The sequence below is a fragment of the Candidimonas sp. SYP-B2681 genome (assembly GCF_003971065.1).
Taxonomy (GTDB): Bacteria; Pseudomonadota; Gammaproteobacteria; order Burkholderiales; family Burkholderiaceae_B; genus Pollutimonas.
On the sequence record NZ_RYDV01000001.1, the window covers coordinates 775147 to 790417 of the forward strand.

At 56.4% G+C, this 15271-nt stretch carries 13 protein-coding genes and 1 riboswitch; of the genes, 4 read left to right on the plus strand and 9 right to left on the minus strand.

All coding sequences use genetic code 11. The features are described from left to right. Positions 1-245 precede the first annotated feature (245 nt). Positions 246-2594, plus strand: a complete 2349-nt coding sequence (locus tag EKL30_RS03720) for a heavy metal translocating P-type ATPase (RefSeq protein ID WP_126705800.1) — start codon at positions 246-248, stop codon at positions 2592-2594. A 160-nt stretch (positions 2595-2754) separates the two neighbouring features. Here EKL30_RS03720 and EKL30_RS03725 read toward each other — a convergent pair whose 3' ends face one another. The 3 genes from EKL30_RS03725 to EKL30_RS03735 are packed head-to-tail and all read right to left on the minus strand — an operon-like array spanning position 2755 to position 5255. After that, positions 2755-3525 carry an SDR family oxidoreductase gene (locus EKL30_RS03725; protein ID WP_126705801.1) on the minus strand — a complete coding sequence of 257 codons (771 nt, stop codon included), beginning with the start codon at positions 3523-3525 and terminating at the stop codon, positions 2755-2757. Between the two features lie 9 nt (positions 3526-3534). Then, complete coding sequence (locus EKL30_RS03730) at positions 3535-4281, minus strand: class II aldolase/adducin family protein (RefSeq protein WP_126705802.1); 747 nt, start codon at positions 4279-4281, stop codon at positions 3535-3537. Next, positions 4278-5255 carry a tripartite tricarboxylate transporter substrate binding protein gene (locus EKL30_RS03735; RefSeq protein WP_126705803.1) on the minus strand — a complete coding sequence of 326 codons (978 nt, stop codon included), beginning with the start codon at positions 5253-5255 and terminating at the stop codon, positions 4278-4280. The genes EKL30_RS03730 and EKL30_RS03735 overlap by 4 nt, the downstream gene beginning before the upstream one ends. A 426-nt stretch (positions 5256-5681) precedes the next feature. Here EKL30_RS03735 and EKL30_RS03740 point away from each other — a divergent pair, with 426 nt between their 5' ends. The 3 genes from EKL30_RS03740 to mntP all read left to right on the plus strand — a co-directional run bounded on the left by EKL30_RS03740 (position 5682) and on the right by mntP (position 8271). After that, positions 5682-6707, plus strand: coding sequence for a tripartite tricarboxylate transporter substrate binding protein (locus EKL30_RS03740; RefSeq protein ID WP_126705804.1), 1026 nt, complete (start codon positions 5682-5684; stop codon positions 6705-6707). A 238-nt stretch (positions 6708-6945) separates the two neighbouring features. After that, entirely contained in the window at positions 6946-7389 is a 444-nt protein-coding gene (locus EKL30_RS03745) for a CHRD domain-containing protein (RefSeq protein WP_126705805.1), read from the plus strand. Positions 7390-7531: 142 nt separating this feature from the next. Continuing rightward, positions 7532-7699, plus strand: a riboswitch (yybP-ykoY riboswitch). An 8-nt stretch (positions 7700-7707) separates the two neighbouring features. Next, positions 7708-8271 carry a manganese efflux pump MntP gene (gene mntP, locus EKL30_RS03750; RefSeq protein WP_126705806.1) on the plus strand — a complete coding sequence of 188 codons (564 nt, stop codon included), beginning with the start codon at positions 7708-7710 and terminating at the stop codon, positions 8269-8271. Positions 8272-8394: 123 nt separating this feature from the next. On the opposite strand, the gene EKL30_RS03755 is transcribed toward mntP, so the two are convergent. Genes EKL30_RS03755 through EKL30_RS03780 form a run of 6 tightly spaced genes read right to left on the minus strand, consistent with a single transcriptional unit; the run spans position 8395 to position 15244 of the window. Beyond that, on the minus strand, positions 8395-9417 hold the full coding sequence (locus tag EKL30_RS03755; RefSeq protein WP_126705807.1) for a diguanylate cyclase domain-containing protein: 1023 nt from the start codon (positions 9415-9417) through the stop codon (positions 8395-8397). A 21-nt stretch (positions 9418-9438) separates the two neighbouring features. After that, on the minus strand, positions 9439-10449 hold the full coding sequence (locus EKL30_RS03760) for a chemotaxis response regulator protein-glutamate methylesterase (protein WP_126705808.1): 1011 nt from the start codon (positions 10447-10449) through the stop codon (positions 9439-9441). Beyond that, positions 10446-12758, minus strand: a complete 2313-nt coding sequence (locus tag EKL30_RS03765) for a hybrid sensor histidine kinase/response regulator (protein ID WP_126705809.1) — start codon at positions 12756-12758, stop codon at positions 10446-10448. Before EKL30_RS03765 ends, EKL30_RS03760 begins: the two co-directional genes overlap by 4 nt. Then, positions 12755-13417: a chemotaxis protein CheW gene (locus tag EKL30_RS03770; RefSeq protein ID WP_158618386.1), complete on the minus strand. Its 663-nt coding sequence runs from the start codon at positions 13415-13417 to the stop codon at positions 12755-12757. Before EKL30_RS03770 ends, EKL30_RS03765 begins: the two co-directional genes overlap by 4 nt. A 37-nt stretch (positions 13418-13454) precedes the next feature. After that, positions 13455-14786 (minus strand): protein-glutamate O-methyltransferase CheR, encoded by a 1332-nt coding sequence (locus tag EKL30_RS03775; protein WP_126705811.1) that lies wholly within the window; start codon positions 14784-14786, stop codon positions 13455-13457. Continuing rightward, entirely contained in the window at positions 14783-15244 is a 462-nt protein-coding gene (locus tag EKL30_RS03780) for a chemotaxis protein CheW (RefSeq protein WP_199748469.1), read from the minus strand. The genes EKL30_RS03775 and EKL30_RS03780 overlap by 4 nt, the downstream gene beginning before the upstream one ends. Positions 15245-15271 lie beyond the last annotated feature (27 nt).

The window sequence follows — 15271 nt, forward strand, 5'->3', positions numbered from 1 at the left end:
TCCCTCACCTATTTTCCAGCGTAAGGGCAAAGTGCCGCCGACAAGGCTCCGCCAATATCGTGACCAGACGGCGGCACTGGGTCGCGCGCTACATGACAAAAATGTAATGCACGCGAAGGTTAATTGGCGTTTAGAAATGCGCGCCTCTATGGCATGATGGACCTATCGCCGGTCGCGCTCCCTACGGCCATCTCCCGGTAGAGGGGCTGCACCGGAAACTTACTCGCGGAAAAATCGTTCTGGTTATGACGCCGAAAAACTCTGAGCAACATCCTCCCCGTCACCACCACCCCAATGTACAGGTGCCCGTTATCGGGCCCAACCTCACGGATCCGGTTTGCGGTATGCGCGTAAAGGAAAGCTCGCCGCACCATGTTGAGCGCGACAGACAGCGCTTCTATTTTTGCAGTGCAAAGTGCATGGGGACGTTCAATAGCGACCCGGACAAATTCCTCACACAAAAAAATAAAAGTGAAATAGGGCTGCAGCACCCGGCGCCGGGCACAGTCTATACCTGCCCCATGCACCCCGAGATTCGACAGGACCACCCGGGAAGCTGTCCAAAATGCGGCATGGCGCTGGAACCACTGATGCCTAGCCTGGAAGAGGACAATCCCGAACTGGATGATTTCACCCGTCGTTTTTGGTGGACGCTGCCATTTACCGTTGTTATCACAGTCCTTGCCATGTTCGGCCACCAATTGGGCTGGTTCAGCATGGCGACGCAAACATGGATAGAGCTGATATTGTCGCTGCCGGTGGTGTTATGGGCCGGGCAGCCATTCTTTGCTCGCGGCTGGCAATCGGTCGTCAACCGCAGTCCAAATATGTGGACACTCATTGGTCTTGGCACGGCAGCCGCTTTCATCTATAGCGTTGTCGCGACACTGGCGCCCGGCGTCTTCCCGGAAACCTTTATGTCCATGGGTCGTGTGGCCGTGTACTTTGAAGCCGCTGTGGTCATTATCTCCTTGACCCTGTTTGGCCAAATTCTCGAACTGCGGGCGCGCTCACAGACGTCGGCTGCCATCAAATCGCTGCTTGGGCTCGCGCCCAAAACGGCCCGTCGGATCAATCCGGATGGAACCGAGGAGGATGTGCCCCTGACTCACGTTCATAAGGGCGATCGCTTGCGGGTACGCCCCGGCGAAAAAGTCCCCGTAGACGGCGTGGTCGAAGACGGCGCTAGTTCCCTGGATGAGTCCATGCTCACGGGGGAATCTCTGCCGGTCAGCAAGCGCCCGGGCGACAAGGTGATTGGTGCGACGATGAATACCTCAGGGGCTCTGATCATACGGGCCGAAAAGGTCGGCTCCGCCACGGTGCTCTCGCAAATCGTCCAACTGGTAGCGCAAGCGCAACGCTCGCGCGCACCCATGCAACGCATGGCAGATTTCGTCGCGGGCTATTTTGTGATGGCCGTCGTCGCGATTGCGATGATTACCCTGGTGGTCTGGGGGCTTTTTGGACCCCAACCGAGCTGGGTCTATGGACTAATCAACGCGGTGGCCGTGTTGATCATCGCCTGCCCCTGCGCACTGGGATTGGCTACCCCCATGTCGATCATGGTGGCGACCGGACGAGGCGCCACCCAAGGCGTCCTATTTCGCGATGCGGCGGCTATTGAGAATTTCCGCAAAGTCGATACCTTGATCGTCGATAAAACCGGGACGTTGACAGAGGGCCGGCCTGCGTTTGAGCAAGCCGTTGCCGCCGGCGACATGCACGCCGACGAAGTGCTGCGGCTGGCGGCAAGCCTGGATCAGGGTAGCGAACACCCCTTGGCGGATGCCATTGTCTACGCGGCGCGTGAGCGCGGTTTGAGCCTGAGTGCAGTGAACGAGTTCGAATCGGGTAGCGGTATTGGCGTGCGCGGTAATGTCGAGGGCAAAACCCTTGCCCTGGGCAATACCACCCTCATGGATCAAGAAGGCGTGGACGTCACGATCATGGCCAGTACCGCCGAATCGCTACGAAAAACCGGTGCAAGCGTTATGTATCTGGCCATGGACGGTCAATTAGCAGGCTTGCTGGCCGTCTCGGATCCTATCAAGAAGAGCACACCGGAAGCCATGCAGGAGCTTAAGGCGGCAGGAATTCGCGTCATCATGGCGACCGGAGACGGCGTATCAACGGCTAGGGCCGTAGCGCAACGGCTGGGAATTGACGAAGTCCATGGTGAGGTGAAACCCGCTGACAAGCTCGACCTAGTCAGCAAGCTACAAGCGCAAGGGCGGATTGTTGCGATGGCGGGCGACGGCATCAACGACGCGCCAGCCCTGGCCAAAGCGAATGTCGGCATTGCAATGGGCACGGGAACCGACGTCGCGATGAACAGTGCGCAGGTCACACTGGTCAAGGGAGACTTGCGCGGTATTTCGATAGCACGTCATTTGTCTGATCTTACGGTGGCGAATATGAAGCAAAATCTGGGTTTTGCCTTCGTCTACAACGCGCTCGGCGTTCCCCTAGCTGCTGGGGTCTTGTACCCGCTTACCGGCCTCTTGCTGTCTCCGATGTTCGCAGCCCTGGCCATGAGCTTAAGTTCGGCTTCAGTCGTATTCAACGCCCTGCGATTGCGGAAATCTGTATAAGACCAAGTTGCCCGTGGTGCTCCTTACCTCGAATAGTAGTTGAGCAGGCAAAGGTCATGGCTAGTACGAAACAGTGAGCCATGATATCGCCAGCGAATGCGGTTCGCTTAGTGCTACCCTCTCTACGCGCGGCTTTACGTAATGCTAGCTAAAAATAGTGTTAGAACGCGATCGAAAAACCACCATCGGCCACGATGGTGTGCCCGTTCACATACGATGCAGCAGGAGAACATAAGAAAACCGCTGGCCCGACGATTTCATCGGGCTCACCCCAGCGCTGCAAAGGATTACGGTCCTGCATCTTGGCAATGTTAGAGGGCGTCGATACCAATTGTTGGTTGAACTCTGTCGCGAAGGTACCCGGCGCAATCGCGTTGCACACAATACCATCCCGACCAAATTCCACGGCGGCCGAGCGAGTCATAGCGTCCAGCGCCTGTTTTGTAATCGGGTACGCAAAATCCCCAAATCGAACTACACGCCCTGAAATCGAAGTGATTGTCAGTACTCGGCCATAGCGGCGTGGACGCATAAGGTTTATCGCCAGGCGCGTCACTTCAATAGTGGACAGCAGATTAGTATTAACAATCCCTGCGACCTCGTCGGACGATAGGCCGGCCAGAGTCTTGCGCGCCCGGATGCTGGCATTATTGACCAGCACATGCAAACCGCCATGCCGCTCCTGTATATCGGTAAATGCGCGATCCCTACCCGCTTTATCGTTGATGTCGAACGCGATCCAATCTGCTTTTAGGCCTTGCGCTTGAAGGCGGGTGCTTACCAGCTTGGCTTTAGCCTCTTCCCGGCCATGGATCAGCACCGTTGCCTTATGTTCGGCTAGTCCCCTCGCAATTTCAAGCCCAAGACCTTGACAGGATCCAGTCACAAGAGCCACCTGCCCTTCCAACGAAAAAATACCTTTGTTGCTCATACGCCTACCTTAGCTTTTGTAGCTGGAATCGCGGCGATCAAGGTATCGCAACATGGCCGGCCATTCCATCAATCCAAAAGGCCGGCGCACGTCTGGCTGATAGAGACGATGCGTTTTTGTCACCACCTCGTCCGAGGGAATGATCAAGGTGGCGCCCGAAGACATCGCATCAACCTGGGCGCGACACGCCATCTCTAGCCAATACATGGCGTTGAATGCTTCCGCAATACTGGGCGAGGCCACGAGAAGGCCGTGATTACGCAACACCATTGCGTCCTGCATGCCTAAGTCCGCTACTAATCTGGATTGCTCATCCATGTTAATGGCAACACTTTCGTAGTCGTGATACGCAATATTCTTGAAACGCATGGCCGTTTGAGTTAACGGCAAAAGCCCTTCTTTCATCACCGACACAGCCATTCCTGCCCGCGAATGCGTATGGATGACACAGCCCACATCGTGGCGGGCACCGTGCACGGCGCTATGTATGACATAGCCTGCCTCATTCAAGCTGTAATCCTTATTGGGGTTTTCAAGAACTTCGCCCTTAAGGTTAATCTTGATCAGGCTGGATGCTGTGATTTCTTCATACATGAACCCATATGGGTTGATCAACAGCTCATCGTCCGTTCCGGGAATGCGGACGGTGATGTGGTTATAGATCAAGTCGCTCATGCCGAAAAGCGGCATGAGTCGATAGCATGCGGCAAGATTGACCCGCGCTTCCTGTTCTTCGATGCTGTATTTATTCGTCATTTCTGTGATACCCCTGCTTCTTTTACTAACTCGCCCCAAATCTGGAAGTTCTCTTCTACCATTTGCTGAAAGGCTTTAGGCGAATCGCTCATGACAACCTCTGATCCCAGCGCCGAAAGTTTCTTGTTGACATCGGGATTGGCTAGCGTGCGGTTCAATTGAGTATGCAATTTTTGCACGACTTCTTTGGGAGTTCCTTTGGGTGCAAAAAAACCCAACCATGCGCCCATGTTGAAGCCTTTGACACCCTCTTCAGCGATTGTCGGAATCGACGGATCCAATTTCGCGCGTCCTTCAGTGCTGACAGCGATCGCCTGGAGTCTGCCGGACTTTACATGAGGCAAGGTCGACACCAGAGTATCAAACGTCATGTCGACGTTTCCGCCAATAATGTCCGTTTGAGCTTGGCTACTGCCCGTATAGGGAACGTGAATCATCTTCGTTCCTGTTTGCTTCATCAACATTTCCATCAATAGATGGCTAGTGGTTCCCATTCCGATGGACGCAAAGGTAAGGTCTTCTGGATTCTTGCGAGCGTAGTCCATGATTTTCTGAAAGCTGTCCAGCCCTTTCTGCTTATTCGTCACCAGCAAGTAAGGCAACCATGTGCTTTGGCCGATGGCTTCAAAGTCTGTCAGTGCGTTGTAGTTAAGTTTCTTGTAGACGTGCGGATTGATGTTCATGGGTGCAGTTGCAGACAGCACTAACGTGTATCCGTCCGGAGCCGCCTTGGCCACTTGGGCTACCGCCAAGCTTCCGCCCACACCTGGCTTATTGTCGACGATGACGGGCTGCCCCCAATCCTTACTGAACTGTTCGCCGATGATGCGGGCTATGGCGTCGGTCGATGTTCCAGGCGGAAATCCGACCATAATCGTAATTGGCCGAACAGGATATTCCGCCGCATGGAGCGGAGCTGTCGCACACATCGTGGCAGCCAATGCCATCGCACTCATCAAGGTTTTTACAAGCATCTATGTCTCCCTAATTCATTGGAACTTAAGCTTTTTAGCTGGCCATTCTGTCATGCACGCCTACACCAATCAATTCGCCAATATGAAACCAGGGGTTCGTATTTTTAGAACAACCGTTTCGTTTAAATTGCCTGCGATCCACAATACTGACCTAAAGTAGGAAGTCTGACAGCCGATGAGTGCGTCAATGTCAGTACGTGTCGGTGCTAAGGCCTTTGGAAGATTTACCGAAGCCGGCTAGCCGATGGTTCTTGAGCCAGCTCGCGGCGGTTATTCAAATCGGGTATTTTCTCATTATCATTCTGTATTACAGAATCGACTTTATCGGTTTCAGAACCCATAGAATGGTGTCCCAACTCGAATTTTTCGAGAGCATAAAAAGCGGACGCTTTCCGTGTCCGTTCATCATAAGAAAAAGGACGCACCATGATTATCGCCACACGCAATGCTGACCTAAACGGCCGCTCTGTGCTTAGCCGTGCGACACGGCGTATGGTTCTTGCTGGAGTCGTGGGATGCTTCGCCATGTCTCCAGCGCTGGCTGCGGGCGCCGCAGAAGCCTATCCTGAAAAGCCGATAAACTTGATCGTCTCGTATCCAGCTGGCGGTAGCGTTGATGTGGCGGCGCGAATTTTGCAAGACCCTTTGTCCAAAATCCTTGGACAGCCGGTGGTTGTGGAAAACAAGGGAGGCGCGGGCGGTACCATTGGTACGGCAGCGGTAGCCAAGGCGGCGCCTAATGGCTATACGTTGCTGATCACCTTGTCTTCCCACACGATCAATCCTGCGATCTACACCACCCTGCCGTTTGATACCGAAAATGATTTCACCCCAATATCGATGGTCGCCTCGGCGCCGCAAATTCTGGTAGCCCACCCGACATTCCCTCCATCGTCTTTAGCGGAGCTGATCGAGTACGCCAAGAAGCGACCCGATGCCATTCCATATGGTTCGGCCGGAACAGGGTCTCCCAGCCATATTGCGGGAGAACTCTTCAAATTGAAAACCGGGTTAACGCTTACGCACATTCCGTATCGGGGTGGCGGCCCAGCAACGATCGATGTATTGGGCGGAACAATACCCTTATTATGGGTTTCCTTGCCATCGGTCACGCAGCACGTCAAAAGCGGTCGCCTGAAAGCATTGGCTGTTTCGACCAAAGACCGTACCCCAGTCCTTCCGGACGTTCCGTCCGTTTCTGAAACCATCAAAGAATTCAACGTCGACTCGTGGTATGCAATGTTCGCACCCGCCAATACACCTCCAGCGATCGTCGATAAAATCCAGGCCGCCATTTCGACTGCGGCCAAAGACACAAAAGTACAGGCCGCTTTTCTTGCGCAGGGAGCCGTCGCTATCGGAGGTACCTCTGCTGAACTGGACCAGGTGGTAAAGACGGAAGTGCCTATGTGGAAAGCGCTCGCCAAACAGGCAGATATCAAGATCAACTAAATTCGCGGGCGACAAACAAGTATGTTCGGCGAGCCGAGTACGCCCTGCCCTGCAAAAGACGCAGGGTATACCAAATCCACCATAGACGCGGGTCGAAGTCTGGTAGTTCACGGAGCTTGTGCCTCGCCCAGCGACACGTCAGAAGTGGCAGGCATCAAATATGCTTCTTTGAGGTTTGGTCGACGCGCGATCAGGCCCGTTAATCCTAGCCGGTGCCTTTCCATTAAGGAGTGATCACATGAGTACAGATTCAATTTTTTCTCAACCTCGCCTCGCGGTCCTTGTAAGCACAGCAATCGTTGGCGGTCTGATTGCCATCTATAGCGTGGCCATGGCTGCCGAGAGCAAAGTAATGTTGAGCGGCGCCCAAGAGGTTCCTGCCGTCACCACGGCGGCCAAGGGCAACGGCACCATCACCATTGGCGACGATAAAACAGTGAGCGGCAGCGTCACCACTTCAGGCGTAGTTGGTACCGTGGCGCACATCCACGAGGGGCTCGCCGGCAAGAACGGTCCTCCCATCATCACCTTGGAAAAGAAAGGAGAAAACCAATGGATGGTGCCGGCGAATGCAAAACTGACCGACGCGCAATACCAGGCATATAAAGCGGGCAATCTTTACGTCAACGTGCATAGCGCTGCGCACAAAGGCGGTGAAATCCGGGATCAGTTGAAGCCCTGATCTTTAAGCCCCTTATTGTTTTAAGCCTGCCTAATTGGCGATACTTATTCTCGCGAACGCTCTTTTCCGTTGAGATTGGCAAGGTGGCCTGCCACTCACGGCTTGGGCCACCGAAGATAAGTGGTCGCCCAGGGTACAATGTAGCCATCTCTTTGGGGAGTAGCCTACTTTCGTCGCGTACGAAAGGGTTGCGTCAACATTCTTGGCTTCTCAGCCATGGCGCAAGCGGCCGAAAGGCATGGCGAGACCATAGACATCTGCGTGGGCCGCCGGGCCGCATGCATATGTCCATGTGTCGCCCGGCTGGAATGACCGCAAATGAATTTTGTATCTACGATGATTCTAGCGTTGGCTATGTCTACCGACGCGTTCGCCGCTGCCATCAGTAAAGGCACCGCGCTTCACAAACCTCACATATCAGAAGCACTACGAACTGGTCTTATTTTCGGCGTGATCGAAGCCATTACGCCATTGGTGGGCTGGGCGCTGGGCTCTATCGCCGCTGGGTTCGTGTCAGACTGGGATCATTGGATCGCATTCGGTTTGCTTTTAATCCTGGGCACCTTGATGATACGAAATGGCCTGAGGAATGAAAAATCCCAGACCGCCCCTGTGATCCGCCACTCATTCTGGCTACTCGCAGCGACCGGCTTTGCCACCAGCATCGATGCTATGGCTGTTGGCGTAAGCCTTGCGTTTATCGATAACAATATCTTGATAACGGCAGCAGCCATCGGACTGGCCACGCTGGTAATGGTCACGCTCGGCGTTATGGTCGGCCGGCTAATTGGAGTGGTGGCTGGAAAGCGAGCCGAAATACTCGGTGGAGTGGCGCTGATCGGTATCGGATCCGCCATCCTATATGAGCACACCGCCATATAAAGGTATATGGCTCATAGTAGCCGGCGCATGGATCGCCACGATTGCACGCGGCGTCGGCTATATGGGGAACTTACGATATCAGTCGATGAATGCCAGTTGCCCATCCAAGGTCTACCTCAGACCTCAGTCCACCATAACCATACGGTTTTTACCTTGATTCTTGGCTCGATATAATCTGCTGTCGGCAAGTTCAATCAGGCGAGCTGGAACTTCGCCTTCGATGGGGATCAGGGTGGCTCCGCCACCACTGACGGTCACCCGGTCGCTCGTGGAAGCCGCAGCGTGCGAAATCGCCAGTTCCGCTACTGAGTGCCGTACGATTTCCCCAAGCAGCGCGACGCCACCCGCAGTGGTTCTAGGCAGTATCAACGCGAACTCCTCCCCACCGAAACGTGCGGCAAGATCGGCAGGCCGCTTACAAACAGCCTGAATCGCGGCGGCGATTCGCCGCAACAACTCGTCCCCTGCGACGTGACCATAGGTATCGTTGTAGCCTTTGAAGTTGTCGACGTCGATCAACAACATCGAAATCTCGGCCCGCTCGCGTTTGGCGCGCCGCCACTCGGCTTCCAGGTAATCATCGAAATACCGGCGGTTAGCGATGCCGGTTAATCCGTCGGTATTGGTTAGCCGCAGCAGCTCCAGATTGATTTCCTGCAGCTTTTGTTGGCTCTCTTGCAGCGCTTGGAACGCCGCGTCGCGCTGCTGCAGGCTGATATAGAAACGGGAGTGGTATTCGATTCGGGCCACCAGTTCAATCGTATCTGGCACTTTCACCATATAGTCGTTCACGCCTGCGGCGAACGCGGCTCTTTTGATGGCGGGATCTTCTGTGCTCGACAATACGACGATCGGGATGTCGGCTGTGGCTGGATTGGTGCGATACTGGTGTACCAAAGCGAGCCCGTCCACACCGGGCATCACCAGGTCCTGCAGGATCACGGTGGGCTTGGTTAGCTCCGCGACAGCGAGTGCTTCCTCGGCCCGCGAGCAGTAATGGAAGTTGATGTGCGGCTGCGACGCCAATGCGAGACGTATTGCCTGCCCAACCAAGGGCTGATCGTCCACCAGCAGCACCATTATCTTGTAGTTGTCCCGAGCTGCGGGCCATCCCGCATTAAGGCGGTGCAACGCATCTAAATCCATTCTTGCTTCATCCTGCGCGTTTCATGCGAACGCAATAATTAGTTTCGATGCGATGAGTTCGGAGGGTACAACAGCTACTGCCGCCCCCTGTTCAGCTGCGGCCTTAGGCATGCCGTACACGGCGCTGGAAGAACGATCTTGCGCGATCGTATAGTACCCCTTGTCACGCATGGCCTTCAAACCGCTTGCGCCGTCGCGCCCCATGCCCGAAAGAAGAACCCCGACGGCGTCTCCGCGCCACATACTAACGACGCTGTGGAAAAACACGTCAATTGACGGGTGGTACGGACTGCCGGCCGGGTCCGGAGTATAGCCTAGCCGTTCGGCGCCTTTAAGCCTAAGATGCTGGTCGGTACCTGCCACCAGTACCGTTCCGGAGACCGCTCGATCGCCCTCGCTGGCTATGCGGACCGGCAGCGAGCACTGCTGGCCAAGCCACTCCGCCATGCCGTGCGCAAACGCAGCATCGATATGCTGGATGACGACCACCGCCGCCGGAAAGTTAGCAGGAAGCTTGCGCAGGACCGTGGCGAGCGCGCCGGGCCCTCCTGCTGAGGCCCCAATCGCGACAAGGCGAGTCGATCCCTTGCCCGTCGACACCGGTACGGAAGCGGTGCCATCGCCCTGACTCTGCCGCTCGGCGATCAACCGCTTAACCATTTCTATTTTCGACAACAGGGGCGCGGCGCCCCGCGCGAAGTCTTCGCGCATCAGGCCGGACGTGTCAACCGCGTCCACCGCGCCACACCCCAACGCCTCGTAGACTTTCCTTGCTTGGGCACCCACATCCAGCGTCACGATCAGGATGGCACAAGGGCTTTGCTTCATGATCCGCCGGGTGACCTCGCCTCCGTCCAAGTGCGGCATCACCACATCCATCAATACCAAGTCCGGTCTTTGCGCTTTGCATAGCTGGACAGCCTGTTCGCCATCATGCGCGACCCAGATCACTTCATGATCCGGTCGCAGCGCGAGCGCCCGACGCAACGTCTCGACCGCAAGCGGCAAATCATTGACGATGCCAATCTTCATGCGTCCGCCGCTCCAATCAAATCTCTTACTACTCGTAGGAGGGTTCCGCCATCAAATGCGCCCTTCGCAAGATAATAGTCGGCACCGGCATCGAGCCCGCGGCGCCGGTCTTCCTCGCGCTCTTTGTACGACACAATCATTACAGAGGTCGACGCCAGGCTCGGGGTCTTTCTGATCAAGGTAACCAACTCGATGCCGTCCATCCGCGGCATATCGATATCGGTAACCACCAGATCGAATCGCTCGCTACGAACAGCATTCCAACCATCCATGCCGTCCACTGCAATGGTGACGTCATAGCCTTGACTGGTTAGGAGTTTTCGCTCGAGTTCACGCACCGTCAAGGAATCGTCCACCACCAGCACACGCTTGCGCCGAGGCGCACTGCCAGAGCCGGAATGATTTTGCACATTTTCGATTTCACCGGCACTGATCAGCTTTTCCACTGACCGAATCATGTCGTCGACATCAACGATCAGTACAGGGGAGCCATCTTCGAGAATAGCGCAGGCCGCGATATCCTTCACCTTTCCAAGGCGCTGGTCAAGCGGCTGTGCCACCAACATGCGTTCACCAAGGAATCGGTCGACCACCAGGCCGTACTCACTGTGCTGCTCGCCTACCACCACCACCGGAACGGTGGCGCCGGGCTGCGCCATTACGCCGCTTTGCATGATCTGGTGTGCAGTGACCAGTCCGATCCGCCGCCCCTGGAACGCGAAGTGCTGCTTGCCCTGCACACAGTCGATTTTCTCTTGGGCAAGCTCGAGCGTGCAATTGACATAGGCGAGCGGAAACGCATATGGCTCTCCACCGATGTCTACCAGGAGACTGCGCACTATTGACTGCGTGAGCGGCAGTTGCAACTGGAATCGGGTTCCCCGCCCCTTGGTGGTAAATATCCGGATCGTGCCGCGCAGCTGTTTGATTATGTTTGAGACCGCGTCCAAACCGACGCCGCGCCCGGAAATCTCAGTCACCCTATCCCGCGTTGTAAAGTTCGGGAGCATCAAGAATTCGAGTAGCTCAGGTTCGCTCATCTGTGCGACGGTGTCGTGACTTCCCAAATTGCGCTGAATAATGGCGGCGCGTAGCGCGTCCAGGTCGATGCCACCGCCATCGTCGGCAACATTGATTTGAAGCATTCCGCCAGAGTGCCGTGCCTCCATGGTCACTACCCCTTCAGCTTGCTTGCCGCTGCTAAGCCGTTGGCCCGGGGATTCGATCCCATGGTCGACCGCGTTGCGCAACAGATGCCCCAAGGGCGTGTCAAGGCGCTCCAGGATATCGCGGTCGATCGCGGTGTGGTTACCGACGATGTCCAGCCGGACCAGCTTGCCGAGCGAGCGGCTTAAGTCCCGCACCATGCGCGGGTAGGTGCCGGTGGTGTCCGCAAAGGGCCGCATCCGGCAAGCAAGTGCCTCATCGTACAAGCGCTGCGACAGGTTAACGGACCGCCGGTCGAACGTTTCCAATTCCACTAACTGGTTGGACAACATCTGCTGACATTTGGCGAGAAGGCGGCGTACCTCGGCAAGGCTGGTTTGCGCGCGGTCACTGAGCCGTAAATCGGCCAGTTCCTCATGGACGCCCTCCAGAGAGCGCATGGTGTTGCGCTGCAGGCGCTGCAGGCGCAGCATGGACTCTGCGAACGGCTTCAGACGACGCGATTCCACCAGCGACTCACCCGACAAGCTGAGCAAACGATTAAGATTTTCGGCCGTGACGCGCAGCGCCCGGTCCGTGTGCTCGCGTGACGCTGAGGCCCGCAGTGCGTCGCGATCCGGCTCTTGTAATAAGGCGTTAACGGGCGTAGTAAGGACGTGCTCCACCGGCGTGGCCGTTCCTTCCAGCAGAATTGATGGCGATGCAGCCTGCGGCTGCGCGAGGACGGCATTGGCCCCATGAAGGCTGATGCCGAGCATATCCAGAAAGCCGTTGATCTCGCTCCTGCCTTCGCTGTCAGCCCAAGCAATGTCGTTTGTCGGCGGATTGGCAATCCGATGCACAAGATCCGAGCCACGCAACAAAGCGTCAATTTGAGCAGCGCCTAGGACTAGCCTGCCCTGTTGTGCCGACACGAAGCACTCTTCCATCGCATGAGCGACATCCACCCCGGCAGCAAGCCCAATAATGCGTGCGGCACCCTTGAGAGAGTGCGCGGCACGCATGCATTCTTCGAGATATTTGGCCGAAGCAGGCACTCGTTCCAGCGCAAGCAAACCGGCGCTCAGCGATCGCACGTGCGTTTCCACCTCCAGCCGGAACAAGTCCAGCAGCGACAGTGAATCCGAATCGTTTGCACTCATACGATGCTCCGATTTAGCGCATAAAACAACGAATCGCCGTCGAGAACCCCGACCGTCCTGTCCCGCCACGGAAGAATGCCCTTGGTGTAAATCGCGGCCGTATGGTCGACGGTAGAAGGGATGGCTGCCAATGCCGACGGCGAAAAGCGATGTACGCCATCCACTTCATCAACAGGAAATACGATCGCGTGTTCCCCGTGGTTCGTTACCAGCATGGGTTTAAACAAGTTACGATTCTGAATCTGCTCTTCCCCGGTGGCCTTTTCAACATTCAACAGCCGTGTCAGCGACATGCACAGCAGCAGCGCACCGCGAATGTTGACAATCCCGAGCACAGCGGCGTTGCGCTGGTGTGGCAGTGAATGGATCTTGCGCTCCTCCGCAATTTCCTTGATGAATGCGCTTTGAAGTCCGAGCCATTCGCCCCCGACCCGGAAAATTAGAACTGATTCCGTGCCGTCCATTGGCAGCCGCTCCGGGCTGGCAGACTCGCTACGCCAGATCGCTGCCTCGCCGATAGGGGCCGCCCGATCGAGCAGCTTGGCGGCCGCCTCACTGTAAGTGGGACAGTTGCGACAATGCACATGACGTTGCAGTTCCGGGCACGAACCGTCGCCGCGGATACCGATCCGGTTCCAGCAATCGTTAAAGCGCGGCATCGGCGGCATTCCTAAGCTATCAGACGTTTTACCCATGTCAATTAAGGTGTCTTGTGGTTGAGCGCCGTGCGCGATCGTTCATCTGCCTGGCACCGGCTGTGTCGCCATGCATTTCGAGGAGCGCAGCAAGGTGCACTAATGCTTCCGTATGGTCCGGATCGAGGTAAAGTGTTTTGCGGTAATGTTCACGCGCTTCCCGATGATGGCCGGCCGCGTCACTGACCAGCCCCAACAAATAAAACGCGGCTGCAGTAGGCCCATGGTCTTGCACATGCCGTTTGCATAGTTGAGCTGCCTCCCGCAATTGTCCCTGATCCGCCAGTCGCGCAGCGACCGCAATGGGATCGTTGTCGGAACTCTCCCGAGAAACGGGCGCAGAGGCTGGCACCACATCCGATCGGCGGGGCGCTAGTGACGCACGACCTTGCGCCTGGCCTTGCCCCTGGCCGTACACCGGTCGGGCCGGTGCCGCCCCGGGCCTTGGCGTCCATGCACTGCGTGCCCTCGCCGGCACATCCGGCTTTGATTCCGCGGATCGACTGACCGGCAATGCGCTGTTCGTCTGTGAGGGCGGCGCAGCCGCCGTCTTCCGAAATGCAAACGCCAGCGGCAGGTTCGCCGAAACCATTTTTTCGCGGAACAGCACACCACCTTCTGAAGGTCCAACGAAGAGCATGCCGGTTTCACTCAAAAGTCGGTTGAGCACGCTTACTGCCTGCGCTTGCTCGGCGTCGCCGAAGTAGATCAGTACATTGCGGCAAAAAATGAAATCGTAGCCGCTTTCATCCGCGAGCAATGCCGGCTCAAACAGATTGCCGCGACGGAACCGCACTTTAGACCGTACCGTCTCGGCCAACGCATAACGTTCCCCAACCGCCACAAAATGGCGGTCGCGAAACTCGAGATCCTTACCGCGAAATGAATTCATGCCGTATGTCGCGCGCTGCGCCATAGCAATGCAACACGCACTAATGTCCAGTGCATCGATGTGAAACCTGGTCGAAGACACGCCAGCGTCGAGAAGCGCCATAGCCATTGAGTATGGCTCCTCGCCGGTTGAGCAAGGGAGGCTCAGAATCCGTAACCGGCGGTCCGAGCGAAGCGTATGTGATAGTGCCAGCCGTGCCAGCGCCTTGAACGCTTCGCCGTTCCGAAAGAACCAGGTTTCAGGCACAACCACCAGCTCAATCAGCTCTTGCAATTCAGCCGGCGACTCCTTCACCTGGCGCCAATAGGCAGCGATATCGAGGGCACCATTAACGGCGCACCGGTCGCGCACGGCACGTTCAATCATGGCGAGGCCCACCGATTTTGCGTTCAGCCCCATCGTCTGCTTAAGCAACGTCTCGAATTGCGCCAATTCGCTCATATCGCTTCCTGTACCGGAAACAGTAGCGCTTGCACTGGCTTCGGCAGCAAATCCGTTACCTTGATCCATTGGATCAGCCCGCGCGGGTCGGCGAGCACCGGGCCGAGATAGCGTGCATCGTTGTTGTCGACGCCGTAGGCGACGAACGTGTCCGGATCGCACTGCAAGGTTTCGGTCGCTCTCTCGACAACTAATCCGAGCAAGTGGCCTTGCACGCCAGAATGCGGATAGTGCACCAATACCGTCCTGGTTGACAAGCGTCGTTGTGCCGCCCGGCCAAGGGCCAGCATGCTCAAGTCGATGACCGGGACAGGCGCACCCTGGTAGCTGAAAACCCCCGCCACCCACGCCGGCGCGTTGGGAATGTGCTTCAGTTCAATGAGGGGCAACACTTCCGCAACCTGCGTGGCCGGGAGCGCATATCGGTCATTGTCGAGTTGGAATAAGAGAAAAAGCATGTTTTTATGGGGATTGGATGCCCGGCT

Coding starts and splice junctions, on each gene's coding strand:
- EKL30_RS03780 (WP_199748469.1), bottom strand. CDS start 15,244: ATGCTTTTTCTCTTATTCCAACTCGACAATGACCGATATGCGCTCCCG.
- EKL30_RS03770 (WP_158618386.1), bottom strand. CDS start 13,417: ATGCCGCGCTTTAACGATTGCTGGAACCGGATCGGTATCCGCGGCGAC.
- EKL30_RS03745 (WP_126705805.1), top strand. CDS start 6,946: ATGAGTACAGATTCAATTTTTTCTCAACCTCGCCTCGCGGTCCTTGTA.
- EKL30_RS03730 (WP_126705802.1), bottom strand. CDS start 4,281: ATGACGAATAAATACAGCATCGAAGAACAGGAAGCGCGGGTCAATCTT.
- EKL30_RS03740 (WP_126705804.1), top strand. CDS start 5,682: ATGATTATCGCCACACGCAATGCTGACCTAAACGGCCGCTCTGTGCTT.
- EKL30_RS03735 (WP_126705803.1), bottom strand. CDS start 5,255: ATGCTTGTAAAAACCTTGATGAGTGCGATGGCATTGGCTGCCACGATG.
- EKL30_RS03755 (WP_126705807.1), bottom strand. CDS start 9,417: ATGGATTTAGATGCGTTGCACCGCCTTAATGCGGGATGGCCCGCAGCT.
- EKL30_RS03720 (WP_126705800.1), top strand. CDS start 246: ATGACGCCGAAAAACTCTGAGCAACATCCTCCCCGTCACCACCACCCC.
- EKL30_RS03775 (WP_126705811.1), bottom strand. CDS start 14,786: ATGAGCGAATTGGCGCAATTCGAGACGTTGCTTAAGCAGACGATGGGG.
- EKL30_RS03760 (WP_126705808.1), bottom strand. CDS start 10,449: ATGAAGATTGGCATCGTCAATGATTTGCCGCTTGCGGTCGAGACGTTG.
- EKL30_RS03725 (WP_126705801.1), bottom strand. CDS start 3,525: ATGAGCAACAAAGGTATTTTTTCGTTGGAAGGGCAGGTGGCTCTTGTG.
- mntP (WP_126705806.1), top strand. CDS start 7,708: ATGAATTTTGTATCTACGATGATTCTAGCGTTGGCTATGTCTACCGAC.
- EKL30_RS03765 (WP_126705809.1), bottom strand. CDS start 12,758: ATGAGTGCAAACGATTCGGATTCACTGTCGCTGCTGGACTTGTTCCGG.